The sequence below is a fragment of the Bifidobacterium sp. LH_413 genome, assembly GCF_056357015.1.
On record NZ_JBKEVK010000001.1, the window covers coordinates 536,834 to 554,337 of the forward strand.

At 67.2% G+C, this 17,504-nt stretch carries 12 protein-coding genes and 1 pseudogene; 12 read left to right on the forward strand and 1 reads right to left on the reverse strand.

The features are described 5' to 3' along the window. The first annotated feature begins 15 nt into the window (after positions 1-15). The 10 genes and pseudogenes from AC1AYN_RS02015 (at position 16) to AC1AYN_RS02060 (ending at position 14,147) form a co-directional block, all read left to right on the forward strand. The gene (locus AC1AYN_RS02015; protein ID WP_476501967.1) at positions 16-858 is read left to right on the forward strand and encodes a glutamate ABC transporter substrate-binding protein; all 843 of its coding nucleotides are present in this window, start codon (positions 16-18) and stop codon (positions 856-858) included. Beyond that, complete coding sequence (locus AC1AYN_RS02020) at positions 858-1,535, forward strand: amino acid ABC transporter permease (protein ID WP_476502039.1); 678 nt, start codon at positions 858-860, stop codon at positions 1,533-1,535. Before AC1AYN_RS02015 ends, AC1AYN_RS02020 begins: the two co-directional genes overlap by 1 nt. 7 nt (positions 1,536-1,542) lie before the next feature. After that, positions 1,543-2,640, forward strand: a pseudogene (locus tag AC1AYN_RS02025) (amino acid ABC transporter permease); the annotation flags it as partial. Positions 2,641-2,891: 251 nt separating this feature from the next. Beyond that, positions 2,892-4,484: an acid phosphatase gene (locus tag AC1AYN_RS02030; protein WP_476501966.1), complete on the forward strand. Its 1,593-nt coding sequence runs from the start codon at positions 2,892-2,894 to the stop codon at positions 4,482-4,484. Between the two features lie 60 nt (positions 4,485-4,544). Beyond that, positions 4,545-5,558, forward strand: a complete 1,014-nt coding sequence (locus tag AC1AYN_RS02035) for a PPK2 family polyphosphate kinase (RefSeq protein ID WP_476501965.1) — start codon at positions 4,545-4,547, stop codon at positions 5,556-5,558. Positions 5,559-5,564: 6 nt separating this feature from the next. Continuing rightward, entirely contained in the window at positions 5,565-8,159 is a 2,595-nt protein-coding gene (locus AC1AYN_RS02040) for a DEAD/DEAH box helicase (RefSeq protein ID WP_476531749.1), read from the forward strand. Further along, the gene (locus AC1AYN_RS02045; RefSeq protein ID WP_476501963.1) at positions 8,156-9,601 is read left to right on the forward strand and encodes a replication-associated recombination protein A; all 1,446 of its coding nucleotides are present in this window, start codon (positions 8,156-8,158) and stop codon (positions 9,599-9,601) included. The genes AC1AYN_RS02040 and AC1AYN_RS02045 overlap by 4 nt, the downstream gene beginning before the upstream one ends. A gap of 81 nt (positions 9,602-9,682) precedes the next feature. Further along, positions 9,683-10,447 carry an MtrAB system response regulator MtrA gene (gene mtrA, locus AC1AYN_RS02050; protein WP_476531751.1) on the forward strand — a complete coding sequence of 255 codons (765 nt, stop codon included), beginning with the start codon at positions 9,683-9,685 and terminating at the stop codon, positions 10,445-10,447. After that, positions 10,444-12,237 carry an MtrAB system histidine kinase MtrB gene (gene mtrB / locus AC1AYN_RS02055; RefSeq protein WP_476531753.1) on the forward strand — a complete coding sequence of 598 codons (1,794 nt, stop codon included), beginning with the start codon at positions 10,444-10,446 and terminating at the stop codon, positions 12,235-12,237. The genes mtrA and mtrB overlap by 4 nt, the downstream gene beginning before the upstream one ends. Beyond that, positions 12,234-14,147, forward strand: a complete 1,914-nt coding sequence (locus tag AC1AYN_RS02060; RefSeq protein WP_476501960.1) for an LpqB family beta-propeller domain-containing protein — start codon at positions 12,234-12,236, stop codon at positions 14,145-14,147. The genes mtrB and AC1AYN_RS02060 overlap by 4 nt, the downstream gene beginning before the upstream one ends. Positions 14,148-14,264: 117 nt before the next feature. On the opposite strand, the gene AC1AYN_RS02065 is transcribed toward AC1AYN_RS02060, so the two are convergent. Further along, entirely contained in the window at positions 14,265-14,534 is a 270-nt protein-coding gene (locus AC1AYN_RS02065) for a hypothetical protein (RefSeq protein WP_476501959.1), read from the reverse strand. Positions 14,535-14,836: 302 nt separating this feature from the next. Here AC1AYN_RS02065 and fruE point away from each other — a divergent pair, with 302 nt between their 5' ends. After that, entirely contained in the window at positions 14,837-15,817 is a 981-nt protein-coding gene (gene fruE, locus AC1AYN_RS02070; RefSeq protein ID WP_476501958.1) for a fructose ABC transporter ATP-binding protein FruE, read from the forward strand. 150 nt (positions 15,818-15,967) lie between these two features. Then, positions 15,968-17,497, forward strand: coding sequence for a fructose ABC transporter ATP-binding protein FruK (fruK, locus tag AC1AYN_RS02075; RefSeq protein WP_476501957.1), 1,530 nt, complete (start codon positions 15,968-15,970; stop codon positions 17,495-17,497). The last annotated feature ends 7 nt before the right edge of the window (positions 17,498-17,504 follow it).

Genomic DNA, 17,504 nt, shown 5'->3' on the forward strand with positions numbered 1-17,504 from the left:
CAAGAAGGCAAGCATATGACGTTCAAACCATCAGTGAAGCGGATGGCGCGCCGCGCGATCGCCGTCGTGGCCGCGCTCGCCTGCACGATGTCGCTGGCCGCCTGCGGCTCCGACGAGGCGGGCAAGATCCGCATCGGCATCAAGTTCGACCAGCCGGGCCTCGGCTTCAAGAAGTCCGGCACCTACGTCGGCTTCGACGTGGACGTGGCCAAGTACATCGCCAAGAAGCTCGGCTACTCCGAGGACGAGATCATCTGGAAGGAGGCCCCGTCCAAGCAGCGTGAGGCCATGCTCCAGAACGGCGACGTGGACATGATCCTCGCCACCTATTCGATCACCGACGAGCGCAAGAAGGCCGTCTCCTTCGCCGGCCCGTACTTCGTGGCCGGCCAGGACCTGCTCGTGCGCAAGGACGACACGTCCATCAACGGCCCCGAGGACCTCAACGGCAAGCGCCTGTGCTCCGTGACCGGTTCGACCTCCGCTGCCACCGTCAAGGAGAAGTTCGCCTCCGAGGTGCAGCTCATGGAGCAGCCGGGCTACGCGGAATGCGCGACCGCCCTGTTCTCCGGCATCGTCGACGCGGTCACCACCGACGACATCATCCTCGCCGGCCTCGCCTCCGCCTCCCGCGGCAAGCTGCGCGTCGTCGGCAAGCCGTTCACGCAGGAGTACTACGGCGTGGGCATCAAGAAGGGCGACACCAAGTTCGCCGCGCAGATCAACAACGCGATCGTCGACATGATCCAGGACGGCTCCTGGAAGCGCGCGATCAGTGACAACACGAAGGGCACGGCGTACACGCCGAACGCGGAGTACAACCCGCCGACGCCCGACGAGGGCGAGGGGGACAAGTGATGAACGGATTCCTCGAACTGTTCAGCCAGTACGACGTGCCCGGCGCGTTCCTCGTCAACATCGAACTGACCCTGTGGAGCGCCCTGTTCTCGATGATCCTCGGCGTGATCCTCGTGGTCATGCGCATCTCGCCGATCTCGTCCCTCAGGGCCGTGGCCGGCGCCTACGTGGAGCTGTTCAAGAACCTGCCGCTCACCATCATCATGGTGTTCATGGTGCTCGGCGCGTACGCGCAGCTGAAGCTCACCTTCTCCGACACGTTCGCCACGAACTTCTTCTGGCTGGCGGTCATGGGCCTGAGCCTGTACACGGCCGCGTTCGTGTGCGAGTCGCTGCGCTCCGGCATCAACACGGTGCCGCTCGGCCAGGCCGAGGCGGCCCGCGCGCTGGGCCTCGGCTTCATGCAGTCCGCCACCGAGATCATCCTGCCGCAGGCGTTCCGCGGTTCGGTCGCCCCGCTCGGCAACACGCTGATCGCGCTGCTCAAGAACTCGACCGTCGCCGCCGCCGCGTCCGTCTCCACCGAGACGTCGTCGCTGATGAGCCAGATGATCGAGTTCCGCCCGGACGTCATCATCCAGATCTTCCTGATCTTCGCGTTCGGCTACGTGATTCTGATCATCCCGATCGGCATGCTCACCACGTACCTGTCCAACAAGCTCGCCGTGAGGAGGTGACCGAGTCATGGCCGATACTTCCAATTCCGTCCTGTTCGACGCGCCTGGTCCTAAGGGCCGCCGCACCATCCGCATCATCAACTGGGTCGCCGGCCTGGTCTTCGCCGTGCTCGTCGTACTTATGCTCATGCGTCTGCACAACCCGCCGGACGGCGAGAACCAGCTGAGCTGGGAGCTGTGGAAGCCCGCCCTCGAGAAGGAGGCGTGGACCGACTTCTACCTGCCCGGCCTGTGGATGACCGTCAAGGCGACCGTGCTCGCCGTGGTCGGCGCCGTCCTGTTCGGCCTCGTGTTCGGCGTGGGTCGACTCCTGCCGAACCCGCTCGTGCGCGGCGTGTCCGCCGTGATCGTCGAGTTCTGCCGCGCCGTGCCGGTGCTGTTGCTCATGATCTTCTTCTGGCGCTGGTTCGCGTTCGCCGGATTCCCGAGCCCCTCGTACTGGGCGGTCGTCATCGCGCTCGTGCTCTACAACGGCTCGGTCGTCGCCGAGCTCGTGCGCTCCGGCGTCGGCAATCTGCCGAACGGCCAGCGTGAGGCGTCCCTCGCCCTGGGACTCACCGAAACGCAGTCGCTCATCCAGATCGAGGTGCCGCAGGCCGTCTACGCGATGCTGCCCGCCGCCGTCACCCAGCTCGTCGTCGTCCTGAAGGACACGGCGCTCGGCTCGATCATCATGTACACGGATCTGCTGCAGGAGTCGCGTCGACTCGGCTCGATGTACTTCAACATCCTGCAGACGCTCGTCATGGCCGCGGTCATCTACTTCATCGCCTGCTGGCTGCTGTCCCGACTCGCCGAATGGCTGCCGGAACGCATGCAGCAGCGCACGGCCGCGCCCGCCGAACCCGAGCCGGTCGCGCCGATCGCCGCCGGCGACCCGTCGAACATCAACCAGATCGCCGTCGCCAAGGAGGTGGAGGAGCTGCCGCTCGGCGGTGCGCCCCGCCAGTACCACGTGCACCACCGCGGCACGAACGCGTCGATCCGCAACTGGCGCCGCACCCGCTACGAGCAGGGTTATGACGCCACGCAGCCCGAATCGCAGATCGATCCGGAGACCGGCCGTCTGATCCGCGACGAGGAGGCGGAACGCAAGGCGAAGGCCGCGAAGGCGGCGCGCCTCGCCGCCAAGGCCGCCAAGGAGAACGGCGGCGAACCGCCCGAACGCCACGACCAGTACGGCCACGGCGAGAAGCACGACCGCGCCGTCTTCAAGCCGCACGGCGACATCGGCAAGAAGGACCACAACCACGACGACATGGGGCACCGTCCGAAGATCTGAGCGACACGAAGAGTTCACCCATCGTTCGGCCGCGCCCCTCGTCGCGTAGCGAAACGGCGGATAGGTTAGGGAGCATGACACCGTTCCCGAACCTGTCCGCCGTCATCGTATCCGCGCGCATCCGGTCCCTCCGCGCCGCGGCCGCCGCGCTCGTCGCCGCGACCGCGGCCGTCGCGGCCGTCGCCGTGGCCGCCGTCGCGCCGATCCCCGGCGCCGTTCCCGCCGCGCGCGCCGACCAGTTGCCCAACCCCGACTGGGCTGCCCTCCTCGCCGACTACGAGAAGGACTACTGGAAGGCGCCCACCAGCGCGCAGGACGGCGGCAAGGTGCTCGACAAAACCGTGATGAAGCGCGACGGGGACCTCGCCGTCGCCATCAACCACAAGGGGGCCGAAGGCGCCGACGCCGACGGGCTCACCCCGCAGCGCAGACGCGCGCTCGTCGACTCCGACCTCAGGGCGCGCGAGACCATGCCCGACGCGCTCGGCCCCGTGCTCGGCCGCTACATGCGCGAAGGCATCGACGGACACCGGCTCGGCCGCGTCGTCGACCTGTTCCGCTTCGACGTCGCCTCCACCTACGAGTCGAAGCGGGCGGCCATGCACCCGCGGCCCTACCTCGACCGCTCGGTGAGCGCCTACAACGGCACGAACGACCTCGCGGGACTGCCCGCCACGCTCGACATCAGGCAGGCGCCCGCATGGGGCGACCACGTCCCCGGCTACTCGAACCTGCAGAAGAACAGCTCCTACCCGTCCGGACACACGACCACGGCCTATTCGTGGGGCGTGGCGCTCGCCGGCATGATCCCCGAACTCGCGCCGCAGATCATGGCGCGCACCTCGGAGGCGGGCAACAACCGCATCGTGCTCGGCGTCCACTATCCGCTCGACGTCATCGGCGGGCGCATCGGCGGCTCCGCGCAGAACGGGCAATACTGGCACAACGAGTTCGGCACGTCGGTCGCCCCCGCCGCGCGGCAGCTGCGCGCCTACCTCACCGAACGCTGCAGGGCGGACGGCCACGGCGCGACGCTCAAGGCGTGCATCGCGGACCTCAAAGCCACCGGCGAAGGCGGCTATACGAACGGGTTCCTCGACCCGGTGGCCGACGAGCCGGTCAGGGACCGGGCGTCCGCCGTCCGCGTCTACGTCAAGCGCATGACCTACGGATTCGCGCAGAACAAGACCGAGAAGGGCGAACCGTTCACCGCGCCGCGCGGCGCCGCCGACGTGCTGCGTCTCGCCTACCCGCAGCTGCACGCCGACCAGCGGAACGCGATCCTCGCGAAGACCGCGCTCGACTCCGGATACCCGTTATGGAAGTCGTCCGACGGCTGGCAGCGCATCGACTGGGCGAAGGCCCTGTGCGCCCGCGTCACGTTGGATGCGAACGGCGACGTCGCCAAGGTCGAGACCGCCGACGACGTCGAAGACGCGTTCGACGGTCCGACCGTCGTCAACGCGCAATACGCGGACCGCGGAAACCATCCCGACTCCGATGCGGCGGCCGGCGAGAACGGCGACGAGGCCGCCGGACCCGGGCCCGCGGCGAAGCGCCTCGATCGTCGGGCGCTCACCGCGGTCGCCCTCGGCACCGTCGCCGTCGCCGCGGTCGGCACGGCGTTGCGCGTGCGCGACCGCCGCCGCTCGCGCCGCGCCGCGTGACCGTCCGGTGCCGGCGGCGAAATCGTCGCCACACGTCCGCGGCGGCGTACAATCGGCACTATGGCCAAGGATGACAGGAAGAACGCCAAAGGCGGCGGCAGGACGCGCAAGTACGTCGACAAGGCGCTCGACCGCGCCGAGGAGCTGATCGGCTCGGTCGAGGACAGCGACAACGTGGCGGAGCGTCTCGCGCGCGCCGCGAAATCCAGCGAGCTGCTGAGCGCCGTCTGGTCGCTGCCGCCCGCGCAGCGGCTCATGTTCCACCACGGCGTCGACGTGGGGGAGCTGGCCGCGACGGGCGCGGGGAGCACCCCCGGCTTCGACGGCGACAAGTACGACGGCGAACGGTTCATCGACCTGAGCTCGTCGGGCATCGCCCGCTACCAGCGGCTCATGTACGCGAACGGCGTGAAGGGGTCGCCCAGAAGGCTGCTCATCGTGCTGCAGGGCATGGACGCCTCCGGCAAGGGCGGCATCGTGCGCCACGTGTTCCGCCAGGGCGACCCGATGGGCATCCACTACCACGGATTCGGCAAACCCACCGAGGAGGAGGCGGGCCACGGGTTCCTGTGGCGCGTGGAACGCGAACTGCCCGATCCGGGGTGGATCGCGATCTTCGACCGCTCCCACTACGAGGACATCGTCATGCCGCACGTGTACGGCACGTTCCCCGAGGACGTGTGGCGGGCCCGCTACGACATCGTCAACGGGTTCGAGCGCAATCTCGTCGCCTCCGGATGCGCCATCATCAAGATCTTCCTCGTCTCCAGCCGCGAGGAGCAGCGCCGGCACTTCCTCGCGCGCCTCGACGACCCCACCAAATACTGGAAGTTCGACGTCTCCGACCTGGACGCGCGCGACCGGTGGGACGACTACATGGACGCCTGGCAGGAGGTGTTCGAGCGGACGAGCACGCCCGCCGCGCCCTGGTATCTCGTGCCCGCCGACAACCGCTGGTACTCCAGGGCCGTCGTCTCCGAACTGCTGCGCACCACGTTGCGGAACATGAACATGTCCTGGCCGCCGCTCGAAGCGGAAGTGGACGCCGACGAGGCGCGACGTCGGCTAAGCTAGGGAACCATGACCGACGAGAAGGAATACGAGGACGACAAGCGCTACGGGTCGCTGGGGCGGCTCGCCCCGGAATGGGACGGAAGCGAACGCGAGCGCAACCTCACGGACGACGACATCTACGAACGGTTCTTCGGCTGGGTGGAGGACGTCAAGGGCATCGAGCCATGGCCCCATCAGGAGGAGGCCATCATGGACCTGCTCGCCGGCGACCACGTGATCCTCAACACGCCCACCGGCTCCGGCAAGTCGCTCGTCGCGCTCGGCATGCACTTCGCCGCCCTGTGCACCGGCCGCCGCTCCTACTACACGGCACCCATCAAGGCGCTCGTCTCCGAGAAGTTCTTCGACCTCGTCGAGGTGTTCGGCCGCGACAACGTGGGCATGATCACCGGCGACAGCCACATCAACGCGGACGCGCCGATCATCTGCTGCACCGCCGAGATCCTCGCCAACCAGGCGCTGCGCGAGGGCGAGCATGCGGACATCGGCATGGTCGCGATGGACGAGTTCCACTACTACGGCGACCTGGAGCGCGGATGGGCGTGGCAGGTGCCGCTGCTCACCCTCCCGCAGACGCGCTTCCTGCTCATGAGCGCCACGCTCGGCAACGTCGACGCGATCGCCGACAAGCTTTTCGATTTGAACGACGTGCCCGACGTGGACGTGATCGCCGACGCGCCCAGGCCCGTGCCCCTGAGCTACGAGTACACGCTCGACCCGTTGGAGAAGACCGTCGAACTCGCGTTCAGGAACGGCGAGACCCCCATCTACGTCGTCCACTTCTCGCAGGACGCCGCCCTGGAGACCGCGCAGGCGCTCGCCTCCACCGGCGTCTCCAGCAAGGAGCAGCGCACCGCCATCGCCGAGGCCATCAAGGGCGTCAAGTTCACGACCGCGTTCGGCAAGATCCTGCAGCGTCTGCTGCGTACCGGCGTCGGCATCCACCATGCGGGTATGCTGCCGCGTTACCGCCGCCTCGTCGAACAGCTCGCCCAGCAGGGCCTCCTGCCCGTCATCTGCGGCACCGACACGCTCGGCGTCGGCATCAACGTGCCGATCCATTCGGTCGTGCTCACCGCCTTGACGAAATTTGACGGCACCAAGATGCGCCGCCTCAAGGCCCGCGAATTCCACCAGATCGCCGGCCGCGCCGGCCGCATGGGCTTCGACACGGAAGGCCTCGTCGTCGCCGAGGCGCCCGAATACGAGATCGAGAACCAGAAGGCCATCGCCAAGGCGGGCGGCGACCCGAAGAAGCTCAAGAAGGTCAAGCGCAAGAAGGCGCCCGAAGGCTTCGTCACGTGGAACCAGAACACGTTCGACAAGCTCATCGACGCCGCCCCCGAAACGCTCGTGCCGCACCTCAAGATCACCCATTCGATGGTGCTCAACGAGGTCGAGCAGGGCGGCGACGCCCGTGCGCGCATCGACGACCTCATCGACGATTCCGCGCAGACCCCCGATCAGAAGGAGAAGCTCCACCAGCGCGCCGACGAGATCTTCCAGACCCTGTTCGACACCGACGTGATCGAGGTGCTCGAAGGCCGCGACGGCGGCAAGGACTACGTGATGACGCTCGACGTGCCCGACGACTTCGCGCTCGACCAGCCGCTCTCGCCGTTCCTGCTCGCCGCGCTCGAACTGCTCGACCCCGAGTCGGACACGTACGCGCTCGACGTGATTTCCATGGTCGAGGCCACGCTCGACGACCCCAAGCAGGTGCTGCGCGCCCAGGAGCGCGCCGCCCGCGACAAGGCCATGGCCGACATGAAGGCTGACGGACTCGACTACGACGAGCGCATGGACCGTCTCCAGGAGATCACCTACCCGAAGCCGTTGGAGGACATGCTCGACGCGGCGTTCGACCAGTACCGCCACGACGTGCCGTGGGCCAACGACTACTGGCTGAGCCCCAAGTCGGTGGTGCGCGACATGGTCGAGACCGCCTCCGACTTCACCGGCTACATCGCCCGCTACAACATCGCCCGCTCCGAAGGCACACTCCTGCGCTACCTGTCCGACGCGTACCGCGCGCTCGCCCGCACCGTGCCGCCGGAGAAGCGCGACGAGCAGCTGGACGACATCATCGCCTGGCTGCGCGTGCTCGTGCGTTCCATCGACTCCTCGCTGGTCGACGAATGGGAGAACGCGGGTGCGGACGGCTCCACCGACGCCTCGGAGGCGGCCGCGTCGCTCGCCGCCCCCGGCGCGCGCGACGCCGTCGTCGAGGACCGCCGCGGCCTCACGGTGCTCGTGCGCAACGCCCTGTTCCGCCGCGTCACGCTCATGGATCTCGACGATCCGGACACGCTCGGCGCGCTCGACAAGGACTGGGGCTACGGCGTGCACGAATGGGAGGACGCGCTCGACGACTTCTATGACGAGCATGAATACGTGAACACCGACGCGAAGGCCCGTTCCGCGGAGCTCTTCATGCTCGACACGAAGCACGAGAAGGACGAGCACTCGTGGAAGGTGCGTCAGATCATCGACGACTCCGACGGCGACCACGACTGGGCCATCGAAGGCGTCGTCGACCTCGACGCCACGCAGGAGAGCGGCGAGGTCGTCTTCTTCGACTACAAGGTCGGCAACGAATGACCGACAACGACCTGTTCGCGGCGTCGGACGCGCCGGACGAGGTGACGCGTCCGCTCGCCGTGCGCATGCGCCCGCGCACGCTCGACGAGGTGATCGGGCAGTCCCACGTGCTGGGGGAGGGTTCGCCGCTGCGGCGTCTCGCCAATCCGGCGTCGAAGGGCTCGCTCACCGCGCCCAGCTCGATCATCATGTTCGGGCCTCCCGGCGTCGGCAAGACGACGCTCGCCACGATCGTGGCCCGCCAGTCCGGCCGCGTGTTCGAGGAGCTGTCCGCCGTGACCAGCGGCGTCAAGGACGTGCGCGCCGTGCTCGACCGCGCGCACGAGCGGCTCGTCGCGCGCGGCGAGGAGACCGTCCTGTTCATCGACGAGGTGCACCGCTTCTCCAAATCCCAGCAGGACGCGCTCCTGCCCGCCGTCGAGAACCGCGACGTCACGTTCATCGGCGCGACCACCGAGAACCCGAGCTTCTCGGTCATCAAGCCACTGCTCTCCCGTTCCGTCGTCGTCAAACTCGAATCGTTGGAACCGGAGCAGCTCGACGACCTCGTCCGCCGCGCCCTCGAATCGGATCGCGGGCTCAAAGGCGAGGTGAAGGCCACCGACGAGGCCATCGCCGAGATCGTGCGGATGGCGGGCGGCGACGCACGCAAGTCGCTCACCATCCTCGAGGCGGCCGCCGGCGCGGTCACCGGCGACAAGGCGCGTGAGAAGGGCCGACGCCGCCCGACCATCACGCCCGACGTCGTCTCCACCGTGATGGACGTGGCCACCGTGCGCTACGACAAGGACGGCGACGACCATTACGACGTGATTTCCGCGTTCATCAAATCGATGCGCGGATCCGACCCGGATGCGGCCGTGCACTACCTCGCACGCATGATCCGCGCCGGCGAGGACCCGCGGTTCATCGCCAGACGCATCATGATCGCCGCCGCCGAGGAGGTCGGCATGGCCGCTCCGCAGATCCTCCAGGTGACGGTCGCCGCCGCGCAGGCGGTCGCGCTCGTCGGCATGCCGGAGGCCCGGATCATCCTCTCCGAGGCGGCGATCGCCGTGGCCACCGCGCCCAAGTCGAACGCGAGCTACATGGCCATCAACGAGGCGCTGGCGGACGTGGACGCCGGGCACATCGGCGCCGTGCCGCTGTATCTGAGGAACGCGCCCACCAAACTGATGAAGGAGTGGGGCAACCACGAGGGCTACCGGTACGCGCACGACTGGCCGGGGGCCGTCGCGCCGCAGGAGTACCTGCCCGAGGACCTGCGCGGACGGCGCTACTACCGGCCGAACAACCGCGGCTACGAACGCGAGGTGGGGGATCGGCTCGCCCGCATCGAGCCGATCCTGCACTCCGGCGACGGTCCGCGGGACGGACGGGACGGACGGGACGCCGGGACGGGAGCCGATCGGGAAGAACGGACGAAACAGGCGGACAGGTAAGCGGTTACGGGGTACAATGAGCCCGATACGAAACGACGGACGCGCCACGCCATCATGACCATGGCGGGAAAGGAGCACGCGATGACGCAGGACGAAAGCGCCGGTAAGATGATCCTCATCGTCGACGACGACCAGGCACTGGGCGAGATGCTCTCCATCGTGCTGGAGAACGAGGGGTTCCGGACCACCACCTGTCTCGACGGCCTGCGCGCCGTGGAGATGTTCCCCACCGTCAACCCGGACCTCATCCTGCTCGACGTCATGCTGCCCGGCATCGACGGCACCGAGGTGGCGCGGCGCATCCGCGAGACCTCGTCGAACGTGCCGATCATCATGCTCACCGCGAAGTCCGACACCGTGGACGTGGTCGCCGGACTCGAGGCGGGGGCCGACGACTACGTGCCCAAGCCGTTCAAGGTGGCCGAGCTCCTCGCCCGCATCCGCGCGCGCTTCCGCATCCGCGCCAAGCTCGCCGCGGCGGCCGGCAACGGCGGCGAGACGGGCGATTCCGATCCGCAGCACATCGAACGCGGAGCGATCGTCATCGACCGCACCGGCCACACCGCCACCAAGGACGGCGTCGACCTCGGGCTGACGCCGATGGAGTCCGAATTGCTCGCCGTGCTGGCCGCCGGCAGCGGCGAGGCCATCAGCCGCTCCACGCTCCTCAAGAAGGTGTGGGGCTACGACGGCGACGGCGACACGCGTCTCGTGAACGTGCACATCCAACGTCTGCGCGCCAAGGTCGAGGACGATCCGGAGAAGCCGCGGATCATCGTCACCGTGCGCGGCATCGGCTACAAGTTCGTCCCGCCGGAGCATGATCCCGCGCGGGCGGCGGCATGACCGGCGCCGATCTGCGCGCGCGCATCGGCGACCGGTTCAGCTGGCGTCGTCTGCTGAAAAGCGGACGCGCCGAGGTACGACGGTCGCTGCAGGCGCGCACCGTCGCCATGGTGGTCGCGGTCACGCTCATCGTGGCCGTCGTCTTCTCCGTCGTGTCGATGATCTCCGTGCGCTCCACGCTCCTCGACCAGGTCTCCACGCAGGCGCGCAACGACTTCTCGAACATGGTGCAGCAGGCGCAGACCGGGCTCGACTCGGCCGACGTCTCCGATTCGGTGCAGTACCAGCAGCTCGTCAACAACCTGGCCTCCTCGCTGCAGAACGAGGGCGCGTCGAACCTCGTGAGCGTCTATCTGCGCGGCAAGGACGACGAGAGCCGACTCATCGTGCCCGTGTCCACCGACCCCACATACGAGGACGCCGTCACCGACGACATGCGCAGCGCCGTCGCCTCCGACACGCACAGCCGCGTCTTCTACCAGCCCATCGCGATCGACGTCGAGAACCGTACGGACATGCCCGGCGCGGTGCTCGGCACCACGCTCGAATTCGGCGCCGCCGGCGGACTCGAGTTCTTCGCGCTGTTCTCCTACGAGTCGCAGGAGAACTCGCTCACCCAGATCCAGATGAATCTCATCTCCGTATGCCTCGCGCTGAGCGTGCTCGTCGGCATCGTCGTGTGGATGGCGCTGCACGGCATCATCGTCCCGGTCGGCGTCGTGGCCGCCGCGGCGGAGACCTTCGCCGCCGGCGATCTCGGCGCGCGCGTCCCCGTGACGCGCAAGGACGAGATCGGCTCCCTGCAGGACTCGTTCAACACGATGGCCGCCGCGCTGGACCAGAAGATCGACGAACTGGAGGAGGCGGTCGCGATGCAGCGCCGCTTCGTCTCCGACGTGAGCCACGAGCTGCGCACCCCCGTCACCACGATGCGCATGGCCTCCGATCTGCTCGAAAGCCGCAAGGACGGGTACGACCCGATCACGCGACGCACCGTCGAACTGCTCTCCGGCCAGATCAACCGCTTCCAGGACATGCTCGCCGATCTGCTGGAGATCTCCCGCTACGACGCGGGCTATGCGGCGCTCGACCTGGTCGAGGCCGACATGCGCGAACCGATCCGCGAGGCCGTCGACCAGGTGTCCGGCCTCGCCCAGGCGAAGCACGTGCCGATCCACACGTTCCTGCCGAACATCGAGGTGCTCGCCTACTTCGATGCGCGCCGCATCGTGCGCATCGTGCGCAACCTGCTCTCCAACGCCGTCGACTTCGCGGAGGACAAGCCGATCGAGGTGAGGCTCGCCGCCAACCGTCGCGCCGTCGTCATCTCCGTGCGGGATTACGGCGTGGGCATGCCTCGCGACCAGGTACCGCACGTGTTCGACCGCTTCTGGCGCGGCGACCCCTCGCGTGCGCGCACCACCGGCGGCACCGGTCTCGGCCTGTCCATCGCGATGACCGACGCGAAGCTCCACCAGGGCTCGATCCGCGTGCGCTCCGAACTCGGCGAGGGCACCTGGTTCCTCGTCACGCTGCCGCGCGATCCCGCGCTCGGCGTCGTGCCGGACAACGAGCTGCCGGTCGACTTCGAACGCGGCACCAGCCGTCCCGTCATCACCGGCGGCTTCGGCATCGCCGACAACCGCAGCGCCGACTACGTCAAGCACGGCTCGCGCGACGGCGGCGACGCGGGCGGCGTGAACACCATGGACGCCGCGGACGGCGGGACCGGCGACGGGAGCGCCGGCGATACGGGAAGCGACGGCCACGACGGGACGGGAGACGAATGATGGACGGACGGAACGGATCGGCCGATGGCGGCATGCCCACGCCCGTACCTGTGCCTGCGTCCGCGCCCACGGCGGGCGCGTCGGCGCGTCGGCTCGCGCGGCGCTGTGCGCGCGTCGCCGCCGCATGCGCCGTCGTCGCCGCCGTATGCGCGGCGGGCGCCTGCTCCAGCCCGATCGGACTGCCGTCGGGCGGCGGCGTGCAGGCGTTCTCGCCGGTCGAACAGCAGACGCAGCGCGTCTACACGAGTCCGGAAGGACCGTCGGACAACGACCAGCCGGAGGACATCGTCGAGGGGTTCTTCAACGCGATGCCCGCCGGCGTGCAGTCCGACGGCTACCGGGTGGCGCGCCGCTTCCTCACCACGCAGGCCGCGGAGCAGTGGAAGGGCGACGCCGGCGCCGTCATCTACGACGGCACGCCCAGGTTCACGCGCAAGGCGAGCGGGCAGACCGGATCGCCCGAGGCCTCCGGCGGCATCGTGGTCGAGGCGGAGCTCAACGTGGTGGGCAGCCTCGACGCCCACGGACTGTACACGCCCGCCCCCGCGGATGAAAGCACCACCGTGATGACGTTCTCGATGGCGCAGTCCGACGGCCAGTGGCGCATCTCCCATCTGGCGGATGGCGTGGTCGTCTCCTCGGCCGACTTCGAACAGGTCTTCCGCCAGGTGTCCGTCTACCAGTTGGACGCCGCCGGCAAGCATCTCGTGCCCGACGTGCGTTGGCTCAGCTGGCGCAATTGGCGCACCCAGGCCGTGCGTGAGGTGCTCGCCGGCGGCGCGGCCTGGCTGGGCGACGCGGTGCGCGACGTGAACACGGCGAGGACGACGCTCGCCGTGGACACCGTGCCCCTGACGGACGGCAAGCCGCAGGTGCGGCTGAGCACCGAGTTCCTCAAGCTCGACGAGGAGTCGCGCGTCGCGCTCGTCCATCTCATCCGGCTTACGCTCGGCGACGGCGTGCCTAGCGCCCAGCTGCAGGTGACCGTGGACAGTGCGGACTATTCGGGGATCGACTCCGGCTTCGACCTCGACAACGGGCAGCCGAGCGTCGGCCTCTACACGCTCACCGACGGACGCGTCGTCTCCCTCGGCTCGTCGAGCCCCCTGCGCGTCGGCGAGACCGACGGCTACCCGGGGGCGCGCGGATTCGCGTTCTCCGCCGACGGGGGAGCGGTGCTGCGAGCCGACGGCGTGGTCGAATGCCTCAAGGCTGACGCCTCCTCGTGCGGCGTCATGTTCTCCGGCGCCCGCGTCTCGTTCATCTCGGGCGGTCTCGACGGCGAGATCTGGGCGGTCTCGGACGGCGGCCACAGCCTCTATGTCTCGCGCGACGGCGTGGAACGGCATCTCTCGGTCGGTTGGCTCGGTTCGGAGTCGATCCGCGCCGTCACCGTCTCGCCGGAGGGAGCGCGTCTCGCGTTGGCGCTCGACGACGGCGTGGTGATGGTCGGCGTGAGCCGCGACGGCAGCCTCGTGCCGTCGGGACTGTCCTCCCAGCCCACCGAGATCTCGCGGCAGCGCAACGTGACGATGATGACCTTCTACAACGATCTGAACCTCATCTACGTGTCGGTCCCCTCGACGGACGACGCGGACGGCCAGGGTTCCGGCGGGGATGGCGCGTCGGATTCGTCCGGTTCGGCCTCCGGTTCGTCGTCGGGTTCGTCCGGTTCGTCCGGATCGTCGGTGGTGCAGAAGCAGCGGGGATACCGGCAGATCGCGCCCGGCCCCGTGCGCGAGCAGCGTCTGCCGGACACCACGGTGACGGGACTCGCCTCCGGGCAGATCGCGCTGTACCGCAGGCTGGCCGTGCTCGACGACCTCGGCGTGGTCCGGTCGGTGTCCGGTTCGCTCGACGGATCGTGGTCCATCGCCGATTCGCAGGTGACGGCGCTCGGCGCGCAGTGACGGACGGTGCGGCGACGATGCGGTGCACCATGCGTCGCGCATGCGTGGAAACGACAAAAGAGGGCTCCTTCCTGACGGGAAGGAGCCCTCTCTCGACGAGATGCGCGGGTCGTTCGATCAGATGCCGCCGTACTCGCTCTTGAAGAGCTCCTGCGGGACCTCGGAGTTGATCGGGACCTCGTAGATGAGGTACTGCATGTTGAACGGGATGTTGAACAGGTGACGCTTGACGCCGTAGACCTCCTCGGTGCCGAGGAAGTTGAAGTTGTCCGGGCATTCCGGCTCCCACTTGGCGAGCAGCTTGGCGGCGTCGCCGATGGTGGCGGCCACGCCGGCGAGGTGCTTGATGCCTTCCACCTGCTTGATGATGAGGAACACGGTATCCATGGGTCTCCTTTCGTGTTCGTTGTACGGTGCCGACCGCCTCATATAGGTGCATGTATAGGTGCATGCGAGGCGGCGGCGCCTCGTTACGGCGCTCTCCATAATACCCGAAAACGGCGGTACCGCGCCGATAAGCCGACGTGCGGGCGCTATGTTATCAAATCGTTATCAAGACGTTATCGAAATGTTATCCCGTGAGGTTGAACGCTCACATTGTTTGGTTCATACTTGAGCTTGTCGATGACAAACAGTCGTCAGCCAAGGAAAGGACCTTGGTGCTCGATAACTCGAGGAGGAGTATAAACATGAAGAATTGGAAGAAGGCCATCGCCCTTGTTGCTTCCGCCGCCGCTTTGGTGAGCGTGGCAGCATGCGGTTCCGGCTCCAACGGTGGTTCGGACAACGGCAAGAAGACCGTCGGCTTCGTCGCCGTCGGCCCCGAGGGTGGTTTCCGTACCGCGAACGAGAACGACATCAAGTCCGCGTTCAAGTCCGCCGGATTCGACCTGATCTACTCGCCGACCCAGAACAACGATCAGCAGAAGCAGATTCAGGCCTTCAACAAGTTCGTCAACGACGAGGTGGACGCCATCATCCTGTCCTCCACCGAGGATACCGGTTGGGACGAGTCCCTGAAGAAGGCCGCCGAGGCCGAGATTCCGGTCTTCACCGTCGACCGCAACGTCCAGGTCAAGGACTCCGACGCCAAGAAGGCCATCGTCTCCCACATCGGACCGTCCAACGAGTGGGCCGGTGAGCAGGCCGCCGAGTTCGTGAACAAGAACTTCCCGGACGGCGCCAACGGCTTCATCCTCGAAGGCCCCGCCGGCCTGTCCGTCGTCAAGGATCGTGGCGCCGGCTGGGATGCCAAGATCGCCAAGAACGTGAAGGTCCTCGAGTCCCAGTCCGCCAACTGGTCCACCGATGAGGCCAAGACCGTGACCGCCGGCCTGCTGGACAAGTACAAGTCCGACAACCCGCAGTTCATTTTCGCCCAGAACGACGAGATGGGCCTCGGCGCCGCGCAGGCCGTTGACGCCGCCGGCCTCAAGGGCAAGGTCAAGATCATCACCATCGACGGTACGAAGAACGCCCTGCAGGCCCTCGTCGACGGCGACCTCTCCTACGTGATCGAGTACAACCCGATCTTCGGCAAGGAGACCGCGCAGGCCGTCAAGGACTACCTGGGTGGCAAGAAGGTCAAGTCCGACATCCAGATCGAGTCCAAGACCTTCGACGCCGCCAGCGCCAAGGAAGCCCTGGATTCCAACTCCCGCGCCTACTGATTCGGGCCAAGCGCCTCCATCAGTGATGATCGAGAACCGCACATGAACATATAACCGATGGTGCATGAGGTAGTCCCTTGTGCACCATCATTCATGTGGGGTCGAAATATCACAAAACGGTAACAATCTTCCCTGTTCAAAGGCAACGATATGACAGACAAAACCCCTATCGTCGTGATGAAGGGCATCACGATCGAGTTCCCGGGCGTCAAGGCCCTGGACGGTGTCAATCTGACGCTGTACCCGGGCGAGGTCCACGCTCTCATGGGTGAGAACGGCGCCGGCAAGTCCACGATGATCAAGGCCCTCACCGGCGTCTACAAGATCGACGCGGGCTCCATCACCGTCGAAGGCAAGCCGCAGCAGTTCAACGGCACGCTGGACGCGCAGAACGCCGGCATCGCCACCGTGTACCAGGAAGTCAACCTGTGCACCAACCTCTCCGTCGGCGAGAACGTCATGCTCGGCCACGAGAAGCGCGGCCCGTTCGGCATCGACTGGAAGAAGACCCACGAGGCCGCCAAGACCTACCTCAAGCAGATGGGTCTGGAGCACATCGATCCGCACACCCCGCTGAGCTCGATCTCCATCGCCATGCAGCAGCTGGTCGCCATCGCGCGAGCCATGGTCATCAACGCCAAGGTGCTGATCCTCGACGAGCCGACCTCCTCCCTCGACGCCAACGAGGTCGAGGACCTGTTCGCGATCATGCGCAAGGTGCGCGACTCCGGCGTGGCCATCCTGTTCGTCTCCCACTTCCTCGACCAGATCTACGAGATCACCGACCGCCTGACCATCCTGCGCAACGGCAAGTTCATCAAGGAGGTCATGACCAAGGACACCCCGCGCGACGAGCTCATCGGCATGATGATCGGCAAGTCCGCCGAGGAACTGTCCCAGATCGGCGCCAAGAAGGCGCGCCGCGCCATCGAGCCCGGCGAGAAGCCGATCGTCGACGTCAAGGGCCTCGGCAAGAAGGGCACGATCAACCCGGTGGATCTCGACATCTACGCGGGCGAGGTCGTCGGCTTCGCCGGCCTGCTCGGCTCCGGCCGCACCGAACTCGGCCGCCTCCTCTACGGCGCCGACAAGCCGGATTCGGGCACGTACACGCTCAACGGCAAGCAGGTGTCCATCGGCGACCCGGCCACCGCCCTGAAGAACAAGATCGCGTACTCCACCGAGAACCGTCGTGACGAGGGCATCGTCGGCGACCTGACCGTCCGCCAGAACATCCTCATCGCCCTCCAGGCGACGCGCGGCATGTTCAAGCCGATTCCGAAGAAGGAAGCGGACGCGATCGTCGACAAGTACATGAAGGAGATGAACGTGCGACCGGCCGATCCGGATCGCCCGATCAAGAACCTCTCCGGCGGCAACCAGCAGAAGGTCCTCATCGGCCGCTGGCTGGCAACCCACCCGGAGCTCCTCATCCTCGACGAGCCGACCCGAGGCATCGACATCGGCGCGAAGGCCGAGATCCAGCAGGTCGTCCTCGACCTCGCCTCGAAGGGCATGGGCGTCGTCTTCATCTCCTCCGAGCTTGAAGAGGTCGTGCGCCTGTCCGACGACATCGAGGTCCTCAAGGATCGCCACAAGATCGCTGAAATCGAAAACGGCGACACCGTCTCGCAGTCGACCATCGTCGAGACCATCGCCAACACGAACGTGAAGAACTGAAAGGAGG